Source organism: Dolichospermum sp. LEGE 00240, from assembly GCF_015207875.1.
In the GTDB taxonomy this organism is placed as follows: domain Bacteria; phylum Cyanobacteriota; class Cyanobacteriia; order Cyanobacteriales; family Nostocaceae; genus Dolichospermum; species Dolichospermum gracile.
Window position 1 is genome coordinate 16,743 of sequence record NZ_JADEVZ010000021.1, and the last position, 22,518, is coordinate 39,260.

General features: G+C 35.6%; 28 protein-coding genes. 19 read left to right on the top strand and 9 right to left on the bottom strand.

Annotated features, from left to right (window positions below; genetic code table 11):
- Positions 1-48 precede the first annotated feature (48 nt).
- The 5 genes from IQ226_RS09230 (at position 49) to IQ226_RS09250 (ending at position 3,599) form a co-directional block, all read left to right on the top strand.
- On the top strand, positions 49-1,560 hold the full coding sequence (locus IQ226_RS09230; protein ID WP_193894748.1) for an AAA family ATPase: 1,512 nt from the start codon (positions 49-51) through the stop codon (positions 1,558-1,560).
- Between the two features lie 143 nt (positions 1,561-1,703).
- Positions 1,704-2,054 (top strand): DUF1257 domain-containing protein, encoded by a 351-nt coding sequence (locus IQ226_RS09235; protein WP_015081375.1) that lies wholly within the window; start codon positions 1,704-1,706, stop codon positions 2,052-2,054.
- 201 nt (positions 2,055-2,255) lie between these two features.
- A complete protein-coding gene (locus IQ226_RS09240) occupies positions 2,256-2,690 on the top strand; it encodes a hypothetical protein (protein WP_193894750.1) in 435 nt (144 codons plus the stop codon).
- Between the two features lie 76 nt (positions 2,691-2,766).
- Positions 2,767-3,201, top strand: a complete 435-nt coding sequence (locus IQ226_RS09245) for a helix-turn-helix transcriptional regulator (RefSeq protein WP_193894752.1) — start codon at positions 2,767-2,769, stop codon at positions 3,199-3,201.
- 128 nt (positions 3,202-3,329) lie between these two features.
- Complete coding sequence (locus IQ226_RS09250) at positions 3,330-3,599, top strand: hypothetical protein (protein WP_193894755.1); 270 nt, start codon at positions 3,330-3,332, stop codon at positions 3,597-3,599.
- Positions 3,600-3,620: 21 nt separating this feature from the next.
- Here the strand turns inward: IQ226_RS09250 and IQ226_RS09255 are convergent, their stop codons facing one another.
- Positions 3,621-3,890: a hypothetical protein gene (locus IQ226_RS09255; RefSeq protein ID WP_193894757.1), complete on the bottom strand. Its 270-nt coding sequence runs from the start codon at positions 3,888-3,890 to the stop codon at positions 3,621-3,623.
- A gap of 295 nt (positions 3,891-4,185) precedes the next feature.
- Between IQ226_RS09255 and IQ226_RS09260 the strand changes: the two genes are divergently transcribed.
- The 12 genes from IQ226_RS09260 to IQ226_RS09315 all read left to right on the top strand — a co-directional run bounded on the left by IQ226_RS09260 (position 4,186) and on the right by IQ226_RS09315 (position 13,083).
- The gene (locus tag IQ226_RS09260; protein WP_193894759.1) at positions 4,186-4,416 is read left to right on the top strand and encodes a type II toxin-antitoxin system HicA family toxin; all 231 of its coding nucleotides are present in this window, start codon (positions 4,186-4,188) and stop codon (positions 4,414-4,416) included.
- Positions 4,413-4,643, top strand: a complete 231-nt coding sequence (locus tag IQ226_RS09265) for a type II toxin-antitoxin system HicB family antitoxin (protein WP_190385962.1) — start codon at positions 4,413-4,415, stop codon at positions 4,641-4,643. The genes IQ226_RS09260 and IQ226_RS09265 overlap by 4 nt, the downstream gene beginning before the upstream one ends.
- Positions 4,644-4,823: 180 nt before the next feature.
- Positions 4,824-5,411: a hypothetical protein gene (locus IQ226_RS09270; protein WP_193894761.1), complete on the top strand. Its 588-nt coding sequence runs from the start codon at positions 4,824-4,826 to the stop codon at positions 5,409-5,411.
- Positions 5,412-5,449: 38 nt separating this feature from the next.
- Positions 5,450-6,940, top strand: coding sequence for a GTPase (locus IQ226_RS09275; protein WP_228039340.1), 1,491 nt, complete (start codon positions 5,450-5,452; stop codon positions 6,938-6,940).
- 174 nt (positions 6,941-7,114) lie between these two features.
- Positions 7,115-7,297, top strand: a complete 183-nt coding sequence (locus tag IQ226_RS09280) for a hypothetical protein (RefSeq protein ID WP_193894763.1) — start codon at positions 7,115-7,117, stop codon at positions 7,295-7,297.
- A gap of 231 nt (positions 7,298-7,528) precedes the next feature.
- The gene (locus IQ226_RS09285; RefSeq protein ID WP_193894765.1) at positions 7,529-7,819 is read left to right on the top strand and encodes a hypothetical protein; all 291 of its coding nucleotides are present in this window, start codon (positions 7,529-7,531) and stop codon (positions 7,817-7,819) included.
- A 3-nt stretch (positions 7,820-7,822) separates the two neighbouring features.
- The gene (locus IQ226_RS09290) at positions 7,823-8,230 is read left to right on the top strand and encodes a type II toxin-antitoxin system VapC family toxin (RefSeq protein ID WP_193894767.1); all 408 of its coding nucleotides are present in this window, start codon (positions 7,823-7,825) and stop codon (positions 8,228-8,230) included.
- Between the two features lie 136 nt (positions 8,231-8,366).
- Positions 8,367-9,023, top strand: coding sequence for a DUF488 family protein (locus IQ226_RS09295; protein WP_193894769.1), 657 nt, complete (start codon positions 8,367-8,369; stop codon positions 9,021-9,023).
- The gene (locus tag IQ226_RS09300; RefSeq protein ID WP_228039336.1) at positions 9,010-9,465 is read left to right on the top strand and encodes a DUF488 family protein; all 456 of its coding nucleotides are present in this window, start codon (positions 9,010-9,012) and stop codon (positions 9,463-9,465) included. Before IQ226_RS09295 ends, IQ226_RS09300 begins: the two co-directional genes overlap by 14 nt.
- 158 nt (positions 9,466-9,623) lie before the next feature.
- Positions 9,624-10,373 (top strand): hypothetical protein, encoded by a 750-nt coding sequence (locus IQ226_RS09305; protein WP_193894771.1) that lies wholly within the window; start codon positions 9,624-9,626, stop codon positions 10,371-10,373.
- Between the two features lie 237 nt (positions 10,374-10,610).
- Positions 10,611-11,333 carry a ribonuclease III gene (gene rnc, locus IQ226_RS09310; RefSeq protein WP_193894773.1) on the top strand — a complete coding sequence of 241 codons (723 nt, stop codon included), beginning with the start codon at positions 10,611-10,613 and terminating at the stop codon, positions 11,331-11,333.
- 388 nt (positions 11,334-11,721) lie between these two features.
- The gene (locus tag IQ226_RS09315) at positions 11,722-13,083 is read left to right on the top strand and encodes a hypothetical protein (protein WP_370567110.1); all 1,362 of its coding nucleotides are present in this window, start codon (positions 11,722-11,724) and stop codon (positions 13,081-13,083) included.
- 255 nt (positions 13,084-13,338) lie between these two features.
- Here IQ226_RS09315 and IQ226_RS09320 read toward each other — a convergent pair whose 3' ends face one another.
- From IQ226_RS09320 to IQ226_RS09335, 4 genes are all read right to left on the bottom strand, one after another.
- Entirely contained in the window at positions 13,339-13,662 is a 324-nt protein-coding gene (locus IQ226_RS09320) for an RNA-binding protein (protein ID WP_193894775.1), read from the bottom strand.
- A 140-nt stretch (positions 13,663-13,802) separates the two neighbouring features.
- Entirely contained in the window at positions 13,803-14,111 is a 309-nt protein-coding gene (locus tag IQ226_RS09325; protein ID WP_193894777.1) for an RNA-binding protein, read from the bottom strand.
- Between the two features lie 140 nt (positions 14,112-14,251).
- Positions 14,252-14,548, bottom strand: a complete 297-nt coding sequence (locus IQ226_RS09330) for an RNA-binding protein (protein ID WP_193894779.1) — start codon at positions 14,546-14,548, stop codon at positions 14,252-14,254.
- 332 nt (positions 14,549-14,880) lie between these two features.
- Entirely contained in the window at positions 14,881-15,750 is an 870-nt protein-coding gene (locus IQ226_RS09335; protein ID WP_193894781.1) for a PD-(D/E)XK nuclease family protein, read from the bottom strand.
- A gap of 122 nt (positions 15,751-15,872) precedes the next feature.
- Between IQ226_RS09335 and IQ226_RS09340 the strand changes: the two genes are divergently transcribed.
- Both IQ226_RS09340 and IQ226_RS09345 read left to right on the top strand, forming a co-directional pair.
- Positions 15,873-17,300 carry a phosphoglucomutase/phosphomannomutase family protein gene (locus IQ226_RS09340; protein WP_193894783.1) on the top strand — a complete coding sequence of 476 codons (1,428 nt, stop codon included), beginning with the start codon at positions 15,873-15,875 and terminating at the stop codon, positions 17,298-17,300.
- Positions 17,301-18,055: 755 nt separating this feature from the next.
- Positions 18,056-19,261, top strand: coding sequence for an EAL domain-containing protein (locus IQ226_RS09345; RefSeq protein WP_193894786.1), 1,206 nt, complete (start codon positions 18,056-18,058; stop codon positions 19,259-19,261).
- Positions 19,262-19,929: 668 nt separating this feature from the next.
- On the opposite strand, the gene IQ226_RS09350 is transcribed toward IQ226_RS09345, so the two are convergent.
- The 4 genes from IQ226_RS09350 to IQ226_RS09370 all read right to left on the bottom strand — a co-directional run bounded on the left by IQ226_RS09350 (position 19,930) and on the right by IQ226_RS09370 (position 22,232).
- The gene (locus IQ226_RS09350) at positions 19,930-20,145 is read right to left on the bottom strand and encodes an antitoxin (protein WP_193894788.1); all 216 of its coding nucleotides are present in this window, start codon (positions 20,143-20,145) and stop codon (positions 19,930-19,932) included.
- Positions 20,146-20,564: 419 nt separating this feature from the next.
- A complete protein-coding gene (locus IQ226_RS09360) occupies positions 20,565-20,963 on the bottom strand; it encodes a type II toxin-antitoxin system VapC family toxin (RefSeq protein WP_193894789.1) in 399 nt (132 codons plus the stop codon).
- A 4-nt stretch (positions 20,964-20,967) separates the two neighbouring features.
- The gene (locus IQ226_RS09365; RefSeq protein ID WP_193894791.1) at positions 20,968-21,264 is read right to left on the bottom strand and encodes a hypothetical protein; all 297 of its coding nucleotides are present in this window, start codon (positions 21,262-21,264) and stop codon (positions 20,968-20,970) included.
- Between the two features lie 425 nt (positions 21,265-21,689).
- On the bottom strand, positions 21,690-22,232 hold the full coding sequence (locus tag IQ226_RS09370) for a hypothetical protein (protein ID WP_193894793.1): 543 nt from the start codon (positions 22,230-22,232) through the stop codon (positions 21,690-21,692).
- Positions 22,233-22,518 lie beyond the last annotated feature (286 nt).

The window sequence follows — 22,518 nt, forward strand, 5'->3', positions numbered from 1 at the left end:
TATCGCTGGTTGGTACTGTCTCTATAAGGTCTCAAGTAGGTCGATAGTATGAAAGAAGAGCTCAATATTTTAATTCAAGCTCAATACCCTTTAATCTACCTTGTGACCTCCGAGGAAGAGCGGGCAGAGCAGTCAATTTTTAAAGTTTCCCAAGATTTAAAACCCCAAAGACGAGTATATATTTGGACAGTAACTCACGGTATCGTCGAGTACGGTCAGCCCCGGAATACAACTCAACACAATACTGTTTCTCCCGAAGCAGCGATTGATTGGATTATTCGGCAAAAAGAACCCAGTATATTTATTCTTAAAGATTTACATCCCTTTATTGATGCGCCGGCAACAACCAGATCGCTCCGGGACGCGATCGCTAGTTTTAAAGGAACGCAAAAGAACATTATCTTAATGTCTCCTGTCCAGCAAGTTCCGATTGAATTAGAAAAAGAAGTTGTTGTTTTAGATTTTCAATTGCCTGACATGGCTGAGTTAAATAAAGTTTTAACTGCCCATCAAGAGCAAAATCGTGGACAACGGCTGACAACCGAGGCGCGAGAAAAGCTACTCAGAGCCGCTTTAGGTCTAACTAAAGATGAAGCTGAGAAAGTCTACCGCAAAGCACAGGTAACAACTGGGCGATTGACAGAAGATGAAGTTGATATCGTCTTATCCGAGAAGAAACAACTCATCCGCCGTAATGGAATCTTGGAGTACATCGAAGAAGATGAAACCATTGATGCTGTTGGTGGCTTAGAAGAATTAAAAACCTGGCTGACCCAACGCTCTAACGCCTTTACAGAAAGGGCGAGAGAGTATGGGTTGCCCCAACCAAAAGGAATGTTAATTCTTGGTGTTCCTGGTTGTGGTAAGTCACTCATTGCTAAAACTACCTCCCGTTTATGGGGTTTACCAATTCTGAGATTAGATATGGGGCGGGTCTACGACGGCTCAATGGTGGGTCGAAGTGAAGCCAACCTGCGGAACGCCCTGAAAACAGCAGAATCAATTTCCCCCACGATTCTGTTTATTGACGAATTGGATAAATCCTTTGCGGGTAGCGGTGGTTCTGGCGATTCTGATGGGGGGACATCAAACAGAATTTTCGGCTCTTTCCTGACTTGGATGCAAGAAAAGAAATCTCCAGTTTTCGTTATGGCAACTGCTAACCGTGTAGAACGCCTACCTGGAGAGTTTTTGAGGAAAGGTCGCTTTGATGAAATTTTCTTTGTGGATCTGCCCACACCGGAAGAACGTCAGGATATCTTTGGTATTCACCTGACTAAACGCCGGGAGGAAATTGCTAGATTTGATCTAGAACAACTAGCAAAAATGTCCGATGGCTTTTCCGGGGCAGAAATTGAACAAGCGATCGTGGCGGCTATGTATGAAGCCTTCGCCCAAGATCGGGAGTTCACCCAATTAGATATTATTGCTGCATTAAAGTCTACTTTGCCGCTGTCACGAACGATGCAAGAACAGGTCACAGCCTTAAGGGACTGGGCCAGACAGCGTGCTAGACCCGCAGCCTCCGCTGTCGCTGAATATCAGCGCATGGAGTTTTAAAAGCTTTCCTCTGCTGTTTGTCAGGGGGAAAGGTTAGTCACAAGGCTAACAGATAGAAAAAAGCCGTTCCCAAATCATGCGGCTTCGCTGAAAAAGAACCGTTGTCGTTTTTCTCATCAATCTTCTTATTGGAGGAAACCCAAATGTCTCACTTTAGCACTCTGCGTACCAAGATCACCGATGCCGAAATTCTCAAATCTTCTTTGCGCGACTTAGGTATCAGCGTTAAGACTGAAGCTGATGTCCGTGGTTATAACGGTCAGCGTCTCCGTTCCGACATCGTTGCTGTATTGGAAGGCGAGTACGATCTAGGTTGGTCTCGTAACAGTGACGGTTCTTTTGACCTGATTGCTGACTTATGGGGTGTTGCTAAGAAGCACAACCAGACCGAGTTGATCAACTCTATCAATCAAAAATATGCCGTTAACAAGACTTTGGCTGAAGTAAAACAGCGCGGTCTGCAAAATGCCAATGTTAAGTTGGTATTGCAGTAACAATTTCTGTAGCACGTTCCCAAAGTGAAACGGGTTAACCTTCTAATAAGCGGTTAGCCCGCTTTTTTTATGGGTAAATTTTCCATCAGAGTAGATACAACAAAAAAGTTGTGTTACAATCAAAATATATCATTATCATCTCATCTTCAATACGAGGAATGCCTATGTACACTGTAGTTAATAAAACAAGGATAAATAACAATGATCCCAAAGTTCGAGCAAAATGGAAATTTACCTGCTGGTATTCATCTTTCCACCTGGGAAGAAATTAAAAATGTTCTAGCTTTTAATGAACACCGTCAACAACTTGTAGAAGGTATGAAAAGAGTTAGTGAAATATTAAAACAAGCAGGATGTAGTCGAATTTATATTGGTGGTAGTTTTGTTAGTAGAAAAACACATCCAAACGATTTTGATCTTCTATGGGATGATAAGAGTGTAGATTTTAAAATCTTACAATCTTTAGATATAAATTTATTTGATGCTGGCAGAAATAAAAGATTAGCGCAAAAAAAGACTTATGGAGGTGAAATTTTTGAAGCTTATCTTTATGCAAATGATTATGAAACTTTTATAGATTTTTTTCAAAAAGATAAGAATGGTAAAATTAGAGGAATTATTGCAATAGATTTGTAGAAAATTAACAAAAGAATATTACTCAAATTTGGGTAATATTCTTAACCAAGATTATGATTATACAAGGAGATTAGGCATGATTTTAAATGAACGTCAATATATGATTACTAAAGCTGAGATTAAAAAATTTCAATCAGCTATAGAAAATTTGAAAAAAAAAGTACCTCCAGAAGATAATGAAAATGAAAAGCTACGGCATCAATCATATTTAGGGTCACTTAATGGTCAACTAGAAGAACTTTTAGACCAAGTGGAGGAATATGAAAATCTCAAGGCAAGAAAAATACATAGGTTAGAATGTAAATCTTTGGAAGAATTACCAGAAGCATTAATTAAAGCGCGGATTTTTCGAGGTTTAACTCAGGAACAACTAGCAAAAATTTTAAATGTGAAGGAACAGCAGGTACAACGTGATGAAGCTAATATGTATGCTAATTCTAGTTTCACTAAAATTTTGAAAGTTCAACGCGCCTTGGATATTGAGATTAGAGAGGAAGTAATTTTTAAATAACTTTCTTAACGTCTGATTACAGTTTTGTATAAATAAATTTTGTAAATAAAAATTATTTATCTATAGTCTGATGTACTTGTAAAATATTCCAATAATAGTTACTAAGGTGCGTAATAGGATAAGAAATCATGTGGGAAGTTTTTGGAGTATCTGTATTTGGGAAAGTAATTAATTATATTACTGATGATGTACTTTATGAAGCTGAAAAAGCTGTTACGATTTCAAAATTTGCACAGAAAGATGGTACTGTAGTTAAAATTTGCAAAAACGTTATTGGACTTAACCATATTTTTCTAGCTGATAATCATGGATATCTAATTTTTGGTGGGTTTGTAAATTGGAGTAATTCAGGTAATCTGAAAAATGCAATAAATCGAATTAAAAATGAATTAACATAAGTCAAATAAACATAAGATAGATCAAAATTTAGCTTCGGAGCGGGTATTGTAAACAAGCTGGAGACATTTCTCAAAGTCATCACCTTGCCAAGTTCCACCAAATTGTAGCAAATCTTTGGCTTTAGATCCGCGTAATATTGGTTCTCCATCTTTTACAGAAATACTATTTGATTTAATAGCAGGGGTATTTATTTTGGTTTTGAGATATTCAAGATAGTCGAGGGTTTTTTCCAGAATAGGTTCTGGAGTATTTTCAATAGCTGCAATTAGCAGTTGTTTAATTGTGGTCATTTATTATTCTTAATTTGTTTGAATCAGGATGTCCAGGATTTGAGGATGTACAGGATTTTTTGATTTGATTATCTTAGTCATTGATAATTTTGCTAGAATGTGAGAACTGATAGACACTAGGTAAATTTGAGGATTTATTGGTTGAATAATCGGACAAAATGATTTGGATTATAATCTATCATATTAATCTTATCATCATCCTGTAAATCCTTAAATCCTGGATATCCTGATTCAGACAATGATTATGTTGTACAGAAATAGCATAAAATATAAACGGGGAGTGTGGTAATGAGAAATGCCGAAGAAAATAAGAGAACTGAAGGCAATAGTAGCAAAAGTTGGGTATCTCCTTCAAGCAGGTAGAGGTAAAGGAAGTCATACTTATTGGAAACATCCTTTATTACCGGAAGAACCATTAACCATACCGGGAAAAGATGGAGATGATGCTCCGCTATATTTAGACAAAAACATTCAGCGGGTGCTGAAAAAGCTGGAAGAACTAGAAAATAAGGAAGGTGAAGAATGACTTATCACTACAGCATGGTAATTCAATGGTCCCAAGAGGATCAACTTTTTTTAGTTCATTTACCTGAATTTCCCTGGCAGGAGTTTCATACTCATGGTAGAACTTATGAAGAAGCTGCGAGAAATGGTCAGGAAGTGATTGAAACTTTTGTTGAGATGCTGACTGAAGAGAATAAAGCATTACCAGAACCTAGAATGCTTCCTACACAACCGTTGCAGGTTGCCTAGTTTAATTTGACGATACTTTTTTAGAACTTAATGGCTGGAGACATTTCTCAAAGTCGTCGCCTTGCCAAGTTCCAGCAAATTGTAGCAAATCTTTGGCTTTAGATCCGCGTAATATTGGTTCTCCATCTTGTACAGGAATACTGCTCGATTTAATGGGATTTACGTAAAAAAGACTACCGTATGGAAATTGATACAGAAGCGATCGCTCATTGTCTTAACCAATCCTTAACCTTTGACGGCATTATTGCCAAAGTCTCTGTTAAAAATGATTGTCTCAAAATAGCCCTGGAGTCAGTAGCAGTTACAAAAAAAGATCAACTGTTACCAGTTATCATGAGAGAAATAGCCAATTTCAAATTAACATCTATTAAAACTGTAAAAATTTACGGAAAACAAATCAAAACTTTTGATCCAAATTGGTATCATAATTTTGATTTACAGCCAGAAAATAGCTCTGATTATTCTAAGTCCAGTAAATTTAAAAATCATAGAAAAAAATCTAATTATCAGGTAGACATTTCCAAAATAAAAGTACCTCAAGCTGAATTTGAAGTTGCTTTAAAACAATGTTCAAAAACAGCTAACTCTGCTTACAATATCAGTTTAAAGTATGTTAAAAAAACCGAAGAAATCATCAAAGTATTGAACTATGATACAAGAGATATTAGTAATAAACTATTAAATCAAAAGGATGTTGATAGATTTGAATTTATTGATGTTTTAAAAAAAATACAATTATATATTAAAACTTTTCAAACATCCTCTTAGAAGATTTAGTTATTTCTTTAGATAAGAAAAGAAAACATCTGACAAATTTTACTGTTGCTTTATTTGGGAGAACGAAAGCAGGGAAAAGTACCTTACGAGAAACACTGACTCGCGGTAATGGTAGTACAATTGGCAAAGGTTCACAACGCACTACTAGAGATGTAAAAGAGTATTTTTGGCAAGGTTTACGGTTACTTTATACACCTGGAATTGAGGCTTATCAAGGTGATGATGACACCAAAAAAGCTAATGATATTATTGATCAGTCTGATATTGTTTTGTTTTTAACCAGTGATGATTCTGTTCAACCTGGTGAATTTCAAGCAATGGCACAATTGCAGAAAATTAATAAATACTTTGCTGTAATTCTCAATGTTAAACATGATATTTCCAATGATTTAGAAGATTTACAGATGTTTATTGATATTCCAGAAATGGTATTTGATGAAGATAGATTATCACAACATAAACATCATATTAAAAATCATATTCAAGAATATTTGAATTGGCATACTATAGATATAGTTCCTATTCATGCTCAATCTGGATTTTTAAGTACCAAAGAACAATATCAAAAGTATAGTAGTCAACTGTGGGAATTGAGCAAAATAGAAGAATTATATTCTTTAATTGCCTATCAAATTTATACTAATGGTCAAAATTTGCGATTATCAACTTTCTCTGATAGCTTAATTAGCTTTTTGACCGAAATTCAAGAAAAACTCTATCAAGCCCAGGAAGAATTACATAAGCAATTGAACTTGATGGTAGAGCAGAGAAAGAAGCTAAGAAATATATTTTTAGAAACACAAGAAGAAGGTAATCTTAAAATTCAATCTGAATGTAATTCACTGTTTAATCAAATAGATGATCAGATAGGTAATTTTGTTGAGAGATATTCAGATATGGATATTAGCGCAAGAAAGCAAGAATGGCAGAAAATAGTTAATCAAAAAAATCTTGAAAAAGGAATGAAAGATGTCATAAATGAAATATTTAAAAAACTGGATGAAAAACTAAAGGAGTTTACACAAGAATATGAATATGATGTCAATAATATTAAGATAGATATTGAAAACATTAAGATTAGCAATCTTAATAAAGGTGATACAGGAAAGTGGATAAAACGGTCAGGTGTAGCTGTTAGTGCTGTTGTTGGTGTTATTGCTCTAGCTACAAATTGGTGGAATCCAATAGGTTGGACTGTTGCAGCCGGATTATTTCATATAGGAGCTAATTTTGCTGGTGAGTGGAAAACTGGAGAAGATGATAAAAATCATAAAAAGGATGTTCAACAAGAAAAAGATTCGTTGAAAAAACAAGTATTTGAAAACAAACAATCAACTATTAAATCATGCCAAGATTGTTTTTATGAAAGTATCAATAAATACGATTATCAAGTAATAGCTCAGGTTGATTTATATATACAGGGACTATTTGAAATTAAGGAAAAATTAGGTCATACTATTGCTGAAACTGTCAAAACTACGCAAGAACCTGAATCAGAATTTTCTAACTTTGAAGAATAACCATAGGAGAATTAAAAATGTCAAATTTTCAATTTAATGCAAAAGCCAAAAAAGTTAATCAGCTTTGCCAAGAAACAATAGAAATTTTAGGAACAAGAATATCAAGAAAATCAGCGTAAACTACGTGAAGCTAGAACACAAGTAAGAGAAAAGTTCAGAAAGCTGGCTGAAGAAATGCGAAAAGAGTATGAGTCTAATATAGAAGAAGTTTTAACTTTCTATAATGATGAATTAAATGATATTGAAGCTAAAGAGAAAGATTTAAGAAATTCTGACCAGTCCAAACATGAGATATTAACTCAAATTGAGAATAAACGTCAGGAGATAAAACAGGATATTAAACAATTAATCAAGTAGTATATCCCCGGCTTCTCAAATAATTCATCTATAACATGATAGGATTAATCAAAGAAGTTGGGTATATTTAAACATCCTGTAAATCCTTAAATCCTGGATATCCTGATTCAGACAATGATTATGAATACAAGTCTTCACCCCATGTAAAAATTTAAGTTATAATAGGTGTAGCTGTGTATTAAGAACTTCACACTTCTTAAACAACATTGTCCAGTAAATATTACTATTACTATGACTCTCAAAATGGCTAACACAATTAATTTACAAATTCAATATATTACTAATGAAAACGGAGAAAAAACAGCCGTTATCTTGCCCATTGATCAATTTGAAAACCTCTTAAAAAATATTATTCAACTACAGCCTAATAATGAAATTAAAAATCAAGAATTAACTAATAAAAATATTTGGGAAATTGCTCAAGAAATTACTGAAGATATTACAGAAGATGAACTTCAGCAATTACCCCATGATGGAGCGCAACAGCATGATCATTATATTTATGGCATTCCTAAAAAATAATATATGAAAAAAATATTTGCTGATACTTTTTATTGGATAGCACTACTAAACCCCAAAGATGATTGGTATGATTCTGTTATTAAAGTGAGTCAATCTATTGCTAATTCCCAAATTATAACCACAGAAGAAGTATTAACAGAGGTACTAACATTTTATTCTAACTCTGGTAGTCGTCAAAGAAAACGAACTGTAAATTTTATCAAACAGATTATGAATAATCCCGCAGTTCAAGTTATTCCACAAGATCATGAATCATTTGTAGCCGGATTAAATTTATATGAAAAAAGATTAGATAAAGGCTACAGTTTAACAGATTGTATTTCTATGAATACCATGAATCAATTAGAAATTATTGAAGTATTAACTCATGATCAACATTTTACTCAAGAGGGTTTTATCATCTTATTTTGAATGCTCTGTTTACTTCTTTTTATCCTGTAAATCCTTACTCAGATATTAATGACGCAAAAAATAGCTTTTGCCATTATAATAGTTAAAATGCCTGTAAATAATTGTAATTCAGTGTTATTCCCGATAATAACAAATTATGAAAACATTCACTATTGGTCATTCCAATCATGCAATTGAAACATTTATCGAACTGTTACATCAACATCAAGTAACAGCCTTAGCTGACGTGCGTTCTAGTCCCTATAGTCGCCGATTTCCTCAGTTTAACCAATCAGCATTAAAAGCAGCCCTGAAAACCGCAAATATCGCTTATGTTCCCCTGGGAGATAACTTAGGCGCTCGTCCCCGTGATAGAAACTGTTATGTAGATGGTATGGCTCGTTATGATTTAATTGCTGCAACAGAGGCTTTTAAAATCGGTTTAAATCGCTTAATTCAAGGTTCAGAAAAATATCAAATTAGTTTAATGTGTGCAGAACAAGATCCCATTGTTTGTCATCGAGCTATTTTGATTTGTCCACATTTGAAAAATGCTGGTTTAGAAATTCAGCATATTCATAAAAATGGAGATTTAGAAACAAATGAAGATTTAGAAAATCGGGTATTAAAACAGAATAATTTATATAAAGTTTTGTCTGATTTGCAAAATTCTGTTAAACAGCTTTCTCTATTCGATTTACAACCTATCCAAACCCTAGGAAAACCTCTTTCCCGTGCCGAGTTAGTAGAAAAAGCATATCAATTACAAAGTGAAAAAGTAGCTTATACAGAAACAACAGATGATGATGAATGAACAAATTAATTTATTTACTATTGGCTTTACTCAGAAAAAAGCCGAGCAGTTTTTTGAGACTTTGATAAAAGCAGGTGTGAAACGAGTTATTGACACTCGCTTAAATAATGTTTCTCAACTTGCGGGATTTGCGAAAAAGTCAGATTTACAATATTTTCTCCAGAAAATTGGCGGAATTGAATATATCCATATTCTTGATTTAGCTCCCACAAAAGACATTTTAGATGCTTATAAAAAAAAAGAAATAACTTGGGATAGCTATGAACAGAAATTTAACCAATTGATTACACAAAGACAAATTGAAAGGAAGTTATCTATAGATATGATAGATAAAAGTTGTTTATTGTGTAGTGAGTTAAAACCCCATAATTGTCATCGTCGGTTAGTGGCTGAATATTTGCAAAGTAACTTAGAAAAAAATATTAAAATTCATCATCTTTAAGTAAGTAGGTTAGCCTTGAAAATCGCCGTTATGGCAAGGCAAAAGGCAAGAGGCAATAGTGAAGAGGGTTTGGGGGATTTTACTTTTCTTTACACAGATTGGTTTTATTGTGTTCACCTACTTATAATATTATTTAAGGTGCTAATTAAAGTTTAACAATGCTGACGTTTGATATTATTTGTCTTGCTAAATCCACTAAGCATGGCGGAATTTGTCTTGCAGGTATTAAAACCGATGGTACAGGGTGGTTACGACCAGTTTCTAACAAAAAAGATGGAACTCTATATCCAGAACATTATAAGGATAGGAATGGTAGAGAGGTGCAATTATTTGATGTGGTGAGAATTCCTATAATTAGACATGAACCAAAATGTCATCAGCCAGAAAATTATCTGATTCATTATAGTTATAAATGGCAGATTTTAGGACAAGCTACTTTAGAACAAGTACGAAAATTAATTAAACCAGAAATTAAAAGAAATTCTTCTGAACCTAAATTATTGGGTAATTTTGGGAAACGTATCCGTTATGAAGATCTACAAATATCCCAGATTAGATATTCATTAATAATGATTAATCCAGAAAATTTAAAATGGGAGATCAAATATAATTCTGCGAATAAGAAAACTTGCAGATGTCTTTTTTATTTATGTAATCATTTTTATGATTTACCAATTACAGATCCAATTTGGATAGATAAACTTGATTTTTTAGAAATGGGAATATATTCCTGCGAAGAAGTCATAGAAAAACTCAACTTGGAAAATTTTGAACCTGATAAATTTAGATTAACAATAAGTTTAAGTGAACCTTTTCAACCTTCATTTCAAAGTGAGGAAATATTTTGTTATAAATTAGTGGCATCTGTTATTAATGTTACGGATGTTGCTAAACGTCTAGGATGGTAAATATTCCCAAATGATTTAATAATCGGGGAACTTAAAAGTAAAAAAAGAGACCAAGAGCCTTGGAGTGTAACTAATGCTAACTGCAAGACTAGCGATCGCCAATTCCACATTCTCCACATAGTTCAACTTTCGAGAATATTGACACTGTAAGTTTTTGCAGAAAAAACAACTTTTATTTATACCCTATAATTTAATGCTAAGTTAAGAGTGATTAGCCCTTTTTTCCCAACTTACTCAATGTCCCGCGTTTATCCCCGCCGTCAACGGCAGCTTGAAAGTTTAGTCCAAAAGTTAGGTTTGTCACTAAATGCACCTATTAAATGGGAATTGTTAGATTTAGCACTCACTCATCCCACGGTTTCTGATACTGCCAACTATGAACAGCTAGAGTTTGTTGGCGATGCAGTGGTACGCCTAGTGGCTGCCGTGGTATTATGGGAACATTATGCTGATTGTTCAGTTGGTGATTTTGCGGCTATTCGCTCGGTGTTGGTGAGCGATCGCATTCTCGCCCAATTAGCAAGAGAATATGGTTTAGAATTATATTTATTGGTGGCTGGTAGTGCTACGGCTGATCATATCGGCCAAGAATCACGATTAGCAGACTCCTTTGAAGCCGTTCTAGGGGCACTCTACCTTAGCACCAACAATCTTAACCTAATTCGTCCTTGGTTAGATCCCCATTTCCAACAGCTAACCACAGAAATTCGTCTTGATCCTGCCAGACTCAATTATAAAGCAGCCTTGCAAGAATGGACTCAAGCACAATTCAAAGTCCTTCCAGAATATCGAGTTTTAGAAATTAGTCAACCCCACCGTACTCATGAACGCTTCTTTGCTGAAGTTTGGCTACATGAAAAAATGTTGGGACAAGGTAAAGGACGTTCTATTAAAGCCGCTGAACAAGCGGCTGCGAAGGAGGCCTATTTGCTAATTAGCACCCCACTAAAAGATGAGTAATAATAACAACCAAAGTCGTCAAAACATCAATTAATCATAAAACTCACCCCACACAGGTGTTTTACTCCTGCTAGATTTTCCAAACGCTGACTTTAGTAGAAAATAAACTACACAAAATTCTCCAATTTATACCAAATTTTAGGATTACTATTTCTTGGTGATCATAATCACTGATGTTTCTTAATTAAAAATTTAAGATTAGGCAATACCTTGTCCACTTCATGTTTAGTTCTCAGTGAAGTCCTATGTTATGTGGTAAAATATCCGCAGCAGCATTAGACTAAACTGTACAAATTAAAAAATCATCGTAAAACCGGGTTTATACGGTTAATAGTTTTAAGAAAACATATAAAAAATTACATTGATTCCAGCTTATAGGTAATGAAAAGTGAGAAACAGAATTGATATTAACCCAGATAAAACAGTTCCCCAAGCACATTCAACGAAATTAATTGGTCGAAAATTGGACTATGATCACCATTACCATGACTGTTACCATGAAGAACAGTTAATCTATCAACACTTACTAAACTTAGTGCGAAAAGAATCTCCCAACCAAATGTTGGATAGATTTCGGGCATTATTTATTGAAAGAGCGAATTATCCTGAACCAGAAATTATCTCAATTTTAGACAAGATTACCGCATCTAAGCACGCATCTGAAGAATTTCAGTTTTTCCTGAATCGGTGTTGCCATATTCTCATCAACTACTGGCACATGAACCCCCTGCTACATAGTGCAATTGACGATTTGATAGGTTTATTTAATGCTATACCTACTACTTATAAAATTAACAATTTACGTTGCCGCGAAATCAGCCGTTTACGGGAATTAGTTAAACAGTTTGTCAGCAGCGAACAGTATTTAATTTTAAAGAGATTTACTCAAGTAGTAAATGAGACTCATCCTGTAGCTAAGAGGCAAGATAATCAACCACTGATGACCTTAATTCGCCGTTATCCTTATCTATATGAACATTGTTTAATGAACGACAACTCCACTATTGAACAAAAAGAAACTGTTAAACATTTTCAATCACAGGTACAAAAGAAATTTGAAATTGATTTATCACAATATGTAACTTATAAAGTGCGGCAAATTCAGGCATTGCAAAACACTTCAACTGCTGAATCCTTACGAATTTTGCGCCCTATAGATAATCCTACATTATTAACTGATAGTGAGTTATACACCACATTAAAACATTTTGTGGGTAAAGTTGAACATGGCAATACATATCATGAATCTGCCCAACAGTTCATAAAATATGGCGGACAAGCGAAAAATTTTCGTGATTTTAAAGATGATTTATATGAATATTTGATATCTTCTGTAGACAAGCAATACGGGAAAAAACAATTCAACCGAAAACTATATAAATATTTACAAGATATTTTACCTCAAGCCGATGAGCAAAAAATTAATGATTTATTATTAGTGAAAACTTGCAGCAATTTATTAAACTATTTAGTTGTTAATAACCAATCATCACCACAGCACTTTGTTTTCCTAGATTTAATTAGTAATCAAGGAACAGTCCCCACAATGGGCTTACTACTAAAAATTGTCCTCATTTGTGGAAAAGTCAAACCATATTTAGAAAGAAAATTTGCAATTTTGTTTAATCACTATGAATCTTACACCACTGACACTGTTGGCTGGTTAGTGGGAACTTTGGAACAATTGAATATTGCTTTTAGTATTAATTTTGGTGGGATTGACTTATCATTCTTTAAGAGATTTTGTTAAAAATAAATAGGGCTTGCTGAGGTCTTGATAAATCTCTTAAAAAGTTGAGAGATAGTACAATATAGCGGTTCTCGGTTGAGTGAGATACAAGAACCCCACCCCCCACCCCCTCTCCGCAAGCGAGGAGGGGGCTAGGATGTATCTAAATTCAATTGCATACCACTATAGCATAAATTTAAGCTTTTGTATACATTAAAAAAGACAGAGATTTTCTCTGTCCTGAAAATATGATGCTTAGAGTTTTAATGGCAAAATTTAGTAGCGATCGCGTCCACCACCACCATATCCACCACGTCCAGATCCACCACCACCAAAAGAACCTCTATCTCCTCTATCTTCTTTGGGTTTAGCTTTGTTAACCTTCAAGTCGCGTCCCAGCCATTCAGCACCATCAAGTGCAGCAATTGCTGCTGCTTCTTCCGCATCTGATCCCATTTCTACAAAGGCAAAACCTCTTACACGCCCAGTTTCCCGATCAGTAGGTATTTGAACTCTCTTAACCTCTCCATATTCTTTAAAAACCTCCGTTAAAGCGTCCACTGTAACCTGATAGGATAAATTACCAACGTAAATTGACATTAAATGGCTCCGAAAACTAAAAAGTTGACTCGTTCTTTAACTACAATATCAGCACCCAGATAAAATCCGCTATAGGACTTAAAAAAGACACATATTGTGTCTGTCTTGATAAAATTACAATCTGTTGTGGATGTTAAAGCTTAGTAACGGTTGCGTCCACCACCGCTACCACCACCATATCCACCACGTCCACCACCACCACGATCTTCTTTGGGTTTAGCTTTGTTAACTTTTAAGCTACGTCCCATCCATTCAGCGCCATCAAGCGCTTCGATTGCGGCTGTTTCTTCTGCGTCTGTTCCCATTTCTACAAAGGCAAAACCTCTTTTCCGACCAGTTTCCCGGTCAGTGGGTAGTTGGACTCTCTTCACGGTTCCATATTCTGCGAAAACCCCAGTTAGGTCATTTTCTGTAACCTCATAGGATAAATTACCAACGTAAATTGACATTGAATAGCTCCGAAAACTAAAAAGTTGACTTGTTCCTTAACTACAATATCAGCACTCAGATAAAATCCGCCATAGGACTTAAAAAAGACACATATTGTGTCTGTCTTGATAAAATTATGATTGATTGTGGATGTGAAAATTTAGTAACGGCGAGAATAGCCGCCACCGTCACCACCCCGTCCACCACCACGCTCTTCTCTGGGTTTAGCTTTATTAACCTTCAAGTTGCGTCCCATCCATTCAGAACCATCAAGCGCTTCAATTGCTGCTGCTTCTTCTGCATCTGAACTCATTTCTACAAAGCCGAAACCCCTGACGCGTCCGGTTTCTCGGTCAATAGGTAGTTGAGCTTTTTTTACAGTTCCATATTCTGCAAAAACCTGCTTGAGGTCTTCTTCTCCGACTTGATAGGACAAATTACCGACGTAAATTGACATTGAATAGCTCCAGAAATTAAAAAATGGGCATTTACAGTATGAATAAAAGAAATGCCTCAACCATATAATACCAGTAATTAAGGTTTATTTTCTAATTGGGCATAGAAATTTTTTCTCCGGTAGCATAACCCACCTGAGTTCGACATAAGATAATTTTTGGAAAACTGCCCCAAATATGAGTCTCAAACCCTTATGATCTCGTTGAAGAAATCATAACTCTGTTCGCGTAGCGTCTCCGAAGGAGAAACTCCTAACACCGAACTCAGGTCATAACCAAATCACCAACCGTCCCATATAACAACTAACCAAAGCCCAAATCACCAAAGTACGACTCACGAAGATGTGGGAGAAGGATGAGATTTTGTAATTGGCATCGAATAAGATTTTGGTAGTTTTAAATCAGCAAATTCACAGATAGAACTAAAGGCACAAAAACGGCAATGGTTTCCGGGATTTGGGGGAAATATTTGACTGAAGTTGCTATTTTTAGCTTCATATTGTTGCAAATCTTCTTGATGTTGATGGGCAATATTTGCTAACTCAGATTCTAAGGCTTTAAACTCACTATTACTAATAGTAATTAATTCCGATTTTTTGCCAACTTCCAAATTATAAAAAGAGGCAACTGCGGGTTTGCCAGGATAAAGATAACGGGCTGCCAGTAAATAAACTAGTGCTTGTCTGTGGTCAAAGGCAGATCTACCCGTTTTAAAATCTAAAATATGTAAGGTGCTATCAGACTCAATAAATATACAGTCCATAGCGGCATATAACCGAAAGCAATAATCTTGTTTTTCAATCACAATTGGTTTGGGGAAACCTTCATCACCGGAAGTTAATTCCAGAATCCGCTTACCCAACAATAAAGGGGCATTTTGATATTTTCTTAAAATTTGTAATACCCGATATTTAACTGTTTCATGAGTCTGACTCAATCCCAATAACCTCGCTACTTTTTCCACGCCATCAACCTGAGTTAACCAATGCAGATGACGGTGAAACTCATACACACCTTTTTGGGCAAGAATGCCAATGCGCTGGGGTGGAGTAGCTGTTACCAACAGAGACTTGACTTTTGGTTCATGCTGTCGCGCTTTAATAAATCCTCTTCTCATTTGGCAATGCCAATGCTCCTGTCCCCGACTGGGGGCAAATAAAGACCAAAGGTGGTAACTAACAAAGGGTCTATCGGGGGTTGACATTGCTCATGTAGAGTGAGAGAAATTACCTTGGGGATACTTGCGGCTTAGTGGCTGTTCCACAGCTTTGCGGGATGCTTCCTAATAGTAAATAGCAATAATCATGCACGGGAGAGAGTGGCAATATGAGTAACCCTAGCAATTCCGGTAAGATAAAGTTTGGGACTGATGGATGGCGCGGAATTATTGCCGATGATTTTACTTTTCCTAATGTACGGAAAGTAACGAGAGCGATCGCTAGTTATCTAAAAACGGCCTATAGTCAGGACAAACCTGTTTTAATTGCCTACGATACACGGTTTTTAGCTGACGAGTTCGCCCGCGCATCTGCCGCAGTTTTGGCGGATTTGGGCTGGAATGTGAAAATTACTGATCGGGATTGTCCCACCCCAGTAATTGCCTACAATGCCCGTCTGCTCAATTCCGCAGGGGCTTTGATGTTTACTGCTAGTCATAATCCTGCACCCTATTGTGGGATTAAATATATTCCCGATTATGCAGGTCCTGCAACTCCAGAAATTACTGATACTATTGTCGCCAACATAGAAACAGCATCGGATGAGTTACCTGGAAGTAACCCATCTGGGACAATTTCTACTTTTGATCCAAAGCCCGATTATCTAAATTTTATCTACACCTTGTTGGATGTGGAAAAAATTAAAAGTGCGAATTTAAAGGTCAAATATGATGCCCTTTATTCTACCTCACGGGGATATTTAGATGAAGTCTTGCAACACTGTGGTTGTCAATTAGAAAGTTTCCACGATTGGCGAGATGTGCTGTTTGGCGGTGGTATGCCTGAACCCAAAGGGGAACAGTTAGTTGAGTTGGTGGCAGCCGTGAAGGCTGATCATGCGGATTTGGGTTTGGCTACCGATGGTGATAGCGATCGCTTTGGTATTGTTGATGAACAAGGTAATGTCCTTACTCCCAATACAGTGCTGTTAGTTCTAGCACGGCATTTGATTAAAAACAAGGGTAAGAGCGGTGCAATTGTTAGGACTGTGGCAACTACGCATTTATTAGATAATTTTGCTGCTAAGTATGGCTTGCAAATTTATGAAACTGCGGTGGGTTTTAAATACATTGGCGAGAAAATGCGAGAAACTGCTGTTTTGATTGGTGGAGAAGAATCCGGTGGTTTAAGTATCATTGGCCATATTCCCGAAAAAGATGGGGTTTTAGCAGATATGCTAGTAGCTGAGGCGATCGCTTATGAAGGTAAGCCTTTAAGTCAGTTGGTACAGGAAGCTATAGCTGAAGCTGATGGACCCTTGTATAACAATCGCTTGGATTTACACCTCACGGAAGATCACAAAGTCGCAGTGATTGATTCCTACACCCAAAATCCGCCCTCAGAAGTGGCAGGAATTCCGGTGAAAGAGGTGGGCAGGAAAGATGGTATTAAACTGTATTTAGAAGAGGGTAGCTGGGTGTTACTGCGTCCTTCTGGAACAGAACCTTTGGTGAGAGTGTACATGGAAACCAACTCACCGGAAAAACTTAGTCAGATTGCTAAATTCATGGCAGGTGAAATTGCTAAGTTAGCTTAGTTTATAGCAGGGAGCAGGAGTCACCGAATCAGGAGAAAGAATAAAATTCGCTCCCTGTTCCCTTGTCATAACAATAATTTTTAATGTCCACCTATAGGACTCCGGTTTGATTCTGTGAATTTTCCTGCGTAGGAAGGCAAAAGGCAAGAGGATTTCAGAATATGAAGGTGTACCGAGTTTTCTATGACTACGCCACGCAAGCTATCAAGAATCAAATAGGAGTCCTATCCCGGATTTCCCACCAAAATCCTCAAACCCTTATAAAATCTGGATTCTGGGTTTTCACACTGCATCAAAAATCAACTTCATGAAAAATGCCCGAAACCGTCTCTCTATAAGGATTATATAGATTGCGATCGCATTGTTTGTGAGAAATCCGGGCTATATCTATGGAAATTATCAATAATATTTACACAATTTTAAATGACGTGGGCATTACCCATTGTATAATATCCTTGATAGGCATTGCTTACAAAAAAAGGGAACAGATAAGAAACTAAAGTTTCACCAGTTTAAAGCTCACTCAAAAAAAATGTTTTTAAAAGATGCGTAGCACGAAAAAAACAGTGTCATTATTTCAATCTCATGTTTTTAAACATGAGTTTTTCCTGTTCCCTGCCGTCACAGACAACCTTTTCAGCAAACCCTAAATATTAGTTTATAGAGAATTTTTCCCATCAATCAAGTTGTTATAGCTTTAAAATTCACTTTACGTATTTTAAATTGAAATAATCATCGTGAAAATGAGGTTAATTATGTCGAAAATTCTAGTTATTGACGATGAGGAATCAGGACGAGATAATTTATTAGATATACTAGAAGCTGAGAATTTTGAAACTGTTACGGCTGCTAATGGTAAAATAGGCTTGGAAGTTGCTAGGTTAGAAGTTCCAGATTTAATTCTTTGTAATATAGTGATGCCAGAATTAGACGGTTATGGCGTGTTAAAAGCGTTGCGTCAGGAGCCATTAACATCAACTATTCCTTTTATTTTTTTGACTGCTAATACGGACAAATCCGATTTTCGTCAGGGGATAAATGTGGGTGCAGATGATTATCTAAATAAGCCTTTTACGAGGGATGAATTATTAAGTGCTATTCTGAATAAGTTAGAAAAATATGCAAACCTAAAGCAAAACTGGTTGGTTGGTACTCATAAATTAACACCAAGAATGCAGTTAGTTTTAAATAATTTAACTCTAGCAATAAAAGAGAATAATTTTGATGGTTTTGAAGTTCATTATCAACCAATTGTTGATATCAATACTGGGAGAATTACTTCCGCAGAAAGCTTGTTGCGATGGCAAAGTCCCGAACTGGGAAGAGTTGCACCACGGGAATTTATTCTTTTAGCAGAGTCTAATGGCTTAATTATTGATATTGGTAATTGGGTGTTAAAAACCGTTTGCCAACAAATGCAAGTTTGGCAAGATATTGGCATTCATGACTTAACGATAGCGGTGAATCTGTCACCTTTGGAATTTAACCAGCTAGATTTAATTCCCAAGGTTATCCACTTGATATCTAGCCATAATATTCAATCAAATTTTCTAGAGCTTGAATTAACCGAAAGCATGATTATGGAAGATATGAATGTGGCTATAACTGCTATGGAAAAATTACGCTCTTTAGGGATAAAAATTACCATTGATGATTTTGGAGTGAGTAATAATTCATTAATGTATCTTAAACAGTTGCCAATGGATACACTCAAAATTGATCGTGACTTTATTCAAAATATTAATGATGACTACCGCAAAGCAGCAATTACCAAAAGCTTGATTCAATTAGGACATGATTTGAATCTGAAAATTATTTCTAAAGGGGTAGAAACTGAGCCAGAATTGGCATTTCTACGAGAAAATAACTGTGATGCAATCCAAGGTTTTATATATAGTCCAGCATTACCTGCGTTAGAATTTCAAAAGCTGTTATTCACGAATAAGTTTTTTTCTATTTAGGGTTTACTGAATAAGTTGTCTGTGAGGGGAGGTGACAGGTGCTACGCCACGGGGACAGGTGACAGTTTCGAGGAAGAAATTGCTTTACCTGGTTATGTAGCGAGGTTAATTGATGCTTTGATCCGTCAAACATCAATTGCTTTCGGTTTACCATTACATATATTTAATGTAAAGCATTATGCTGTTATTCCAGGTTTAATAACAATACAACCATATAAAAGATAATTAGTGTATTTTTGATCCTTGATTCAGGGGTGAACACAGATTTTTTGTCAGAATCAGGATGTCCAGGATTTGAGGATGTACAGGATGTAATGGCTCATTTGTTTGTTGGTGGTTAATGTTGTAATTGTCTGATAGCGTAGCGTGGCGTTAGCCATATCAGAATAAACAAAATCATCCCCACATTTTCCTTAACGGGTGACAAGGCGGTTGAAGATGAGATGTGGCAATAATTTGAGAAAATAAGGGAGTAAAAAAATAGGGACAAAGAAGCCCCCGAAGCAAAAAATGTTACCACAATCATATCAAACAATTTTCCGAAAGCATTTGAGTGAACAGCAGTATTTGACACTAGAGATATTGTTGTTATTAATACAGGCTCATCGGCAACTAACCCATAAGCGACTCCTACGGAGTGCTTCGCTATCGCCGATGGAAATACAGATTTAATTGTTGCTTTCTATCAACGATAATTTACGTTTATTTTGCATACATTCACGCCAATAAAGATTAATTAAATTCAAATAAGAAATACCTGTTTCTTGAGCTATTTCTTCAAAGTATTGAATAATATCCTTTCCTAAATCAATTGTAACTTGTTCTTTTAATTGTTTAGAATAGGGATTTTTGACGGATTTAGAAAAATCATAATTTTCTCTCATAGGAACTCCTGATATTGTTTCTGTTCTAGTTTATTTGCTTTCCTTGCTGAAATAATCCTAATTATTGGATCATTTTCTCGATAACAATGACAAACAACTAAAAGGCGATAATAAACACTGATTCCATGCTTTTGAATATTACTCTCGGCTTTTTGTGAATCCCAAGTAAATTCTAACTTAATTCATTATTATACTAAATTTTAAATTTCTATTCCTAAAATTTACATTATGATTATGTCACAAGTTACGGGATTATTAAGGCGATCGCATTAGGTCTGGGTATAGGCGATCGCACCCCACATCCCCAAACAGCGATTCCTAGGTCGCGCAACGCTCACGCACACAACCACCCTAATTTTCAACGAACTGCTTGCAGCAGCGCTTCGCTATCGCACTCCCAACTTATTCCTAAATTTTTATCACAACCAATTTTCTAATTTAAGTTCTTCAATTCTTAATAAATCAGAATCATTAGAAACGAGAATTAAATCACGGACAATTGCTGTAGCTGCTATTAAAACATCAGCATCTTGGATAGGAGTACCTTTAGCTTTTAATTTGGCATGAATTTCACAGGATTTTTCAATAATTTCTAAATCATCTAAAAATAATGTTTGATATTTTTGAAAAAAAATATGAAATTCAGACAATTGCTTGACAGCATTAATAGATAAAAGTCCTCTCTTGATTTCATAATAAGTAATGCAGCTAATAAATACCATTCCTCCCTGAATATTGACTTCTCGGAGTTTATTATCCACAATGGTATTCTTTTTCAAAATGTAACTAACGATATTTGAATCCAGTAAATAATTCACGGTTTTATTTTCCTGCTACTGCTGCATCAAAAATCGCTATTTCTTCTGGTGTTAAATCGTTTAATGTCCCAGCAACAGCTTCTAATACAAGAATTTTATCAATTCTTCTGGTTAAATCATGTTCTTTAATTGCTCTCATTTCTTCTGGGGAAAATCTGCTAAATAATTCCATTAACATTTGGGTCATTTCATATTGATCTAACTTCACCATGTAGAAGCTACTACCCCGAAATAGTTTATCTACAACATGAGAAATGCGTTCTGTTAGTTCTTGTTGATAGTCGGTTAATTGTTCTTGCATGATGTTTACTCTATTTGTACTTTGGAAAAATCTAATTCTTATTTATATTATATCGTTCAATAAATTAATTTTTTAACCCACATTCCGCACCCTGGGGTGTCACATGGTATTATCACTTAATCGCTCACAACTACCCCAATTTTAAGCGAACTGCTTGCAGCAGCGCTTTGCTATCGCTTTCCCAACTTATTCCTAAACAGCGATTCCTAGGTCGCGCTTCGCTATCGCTCACAACTACCCCATTTGAGGCGAACTGACATATTCCCAACATCCGGAAAAAGCGATACCTATGTCTTTGACAGGTTAATCAAAGAGAAATTACAGCAAAATTCAGGAGTCACCGAGTCAGGAATAAAACTTTTTTCCCTGAATTAGAAGCACCTCCTGATAACGAAAAGCGGTTGGGTTTCATACTTCAACCCAACCTACGGGAGAGCGCTCATACTATTAGTAATAGTCCAAATATCCACTAAAAGCAATAATAAAGTACAACCAAATAAAATGATGTACATCCAAGGTTGTGAGAAAGGGTTAACATCATGAGTATTAATATTAGTTTTTTCTTGAACAATCTTAAGTAACCGAGATAAACCAGCTATACGCATGGGTAATAAATAACCTTTACCATCATGACTGATAAAATAATAGACTAATCCACCTTGACCAGTAGTACGTGGTTTTAAATCTTTAATATCTGACCACAGCAAAGACCAACCAGGAAGGAAAAAGCGTGGTATCCACACTGGATAAGTGACTTGAATTTTTTCCTCATCTGCTATCACTCTTTCCGAAAGTACAGCATATAAAATTGCAAACCCAGTGATAATTCCTATGATTAATAATGATGGGGGAACAGAGGCAGAAGTAATTTTAGCTAAAATAGGTAAAGGAAATGTTAAGGCTATATATAATGTTAATAATGTGATCCGAATGATGGGGGATAAGTGAAAAATAGAATTTGCAGTCATGGCAGTTATTGAAAATGAAGTTAGCTATATTTATGATAACTGATTTTATTTTATTTTTGTGATTTTACTATTTACAGCTTTTGAATAGAATATGACTTTGTTCTCAACAAAGTAAGAAATATGTTACCAAAAATTGATTAAGCATTTGCTGAATTAGCAACAAAATAAATAGTTCTAATTCTCGAGAGAAAAAAGTGCTAGTTGTTTAGATATCTCTTGACATTTGAGTTTATTTCCGGGAATTAACTTGAAAAGACAACTCCCAAGTTCTTGTGCAAGTAATACA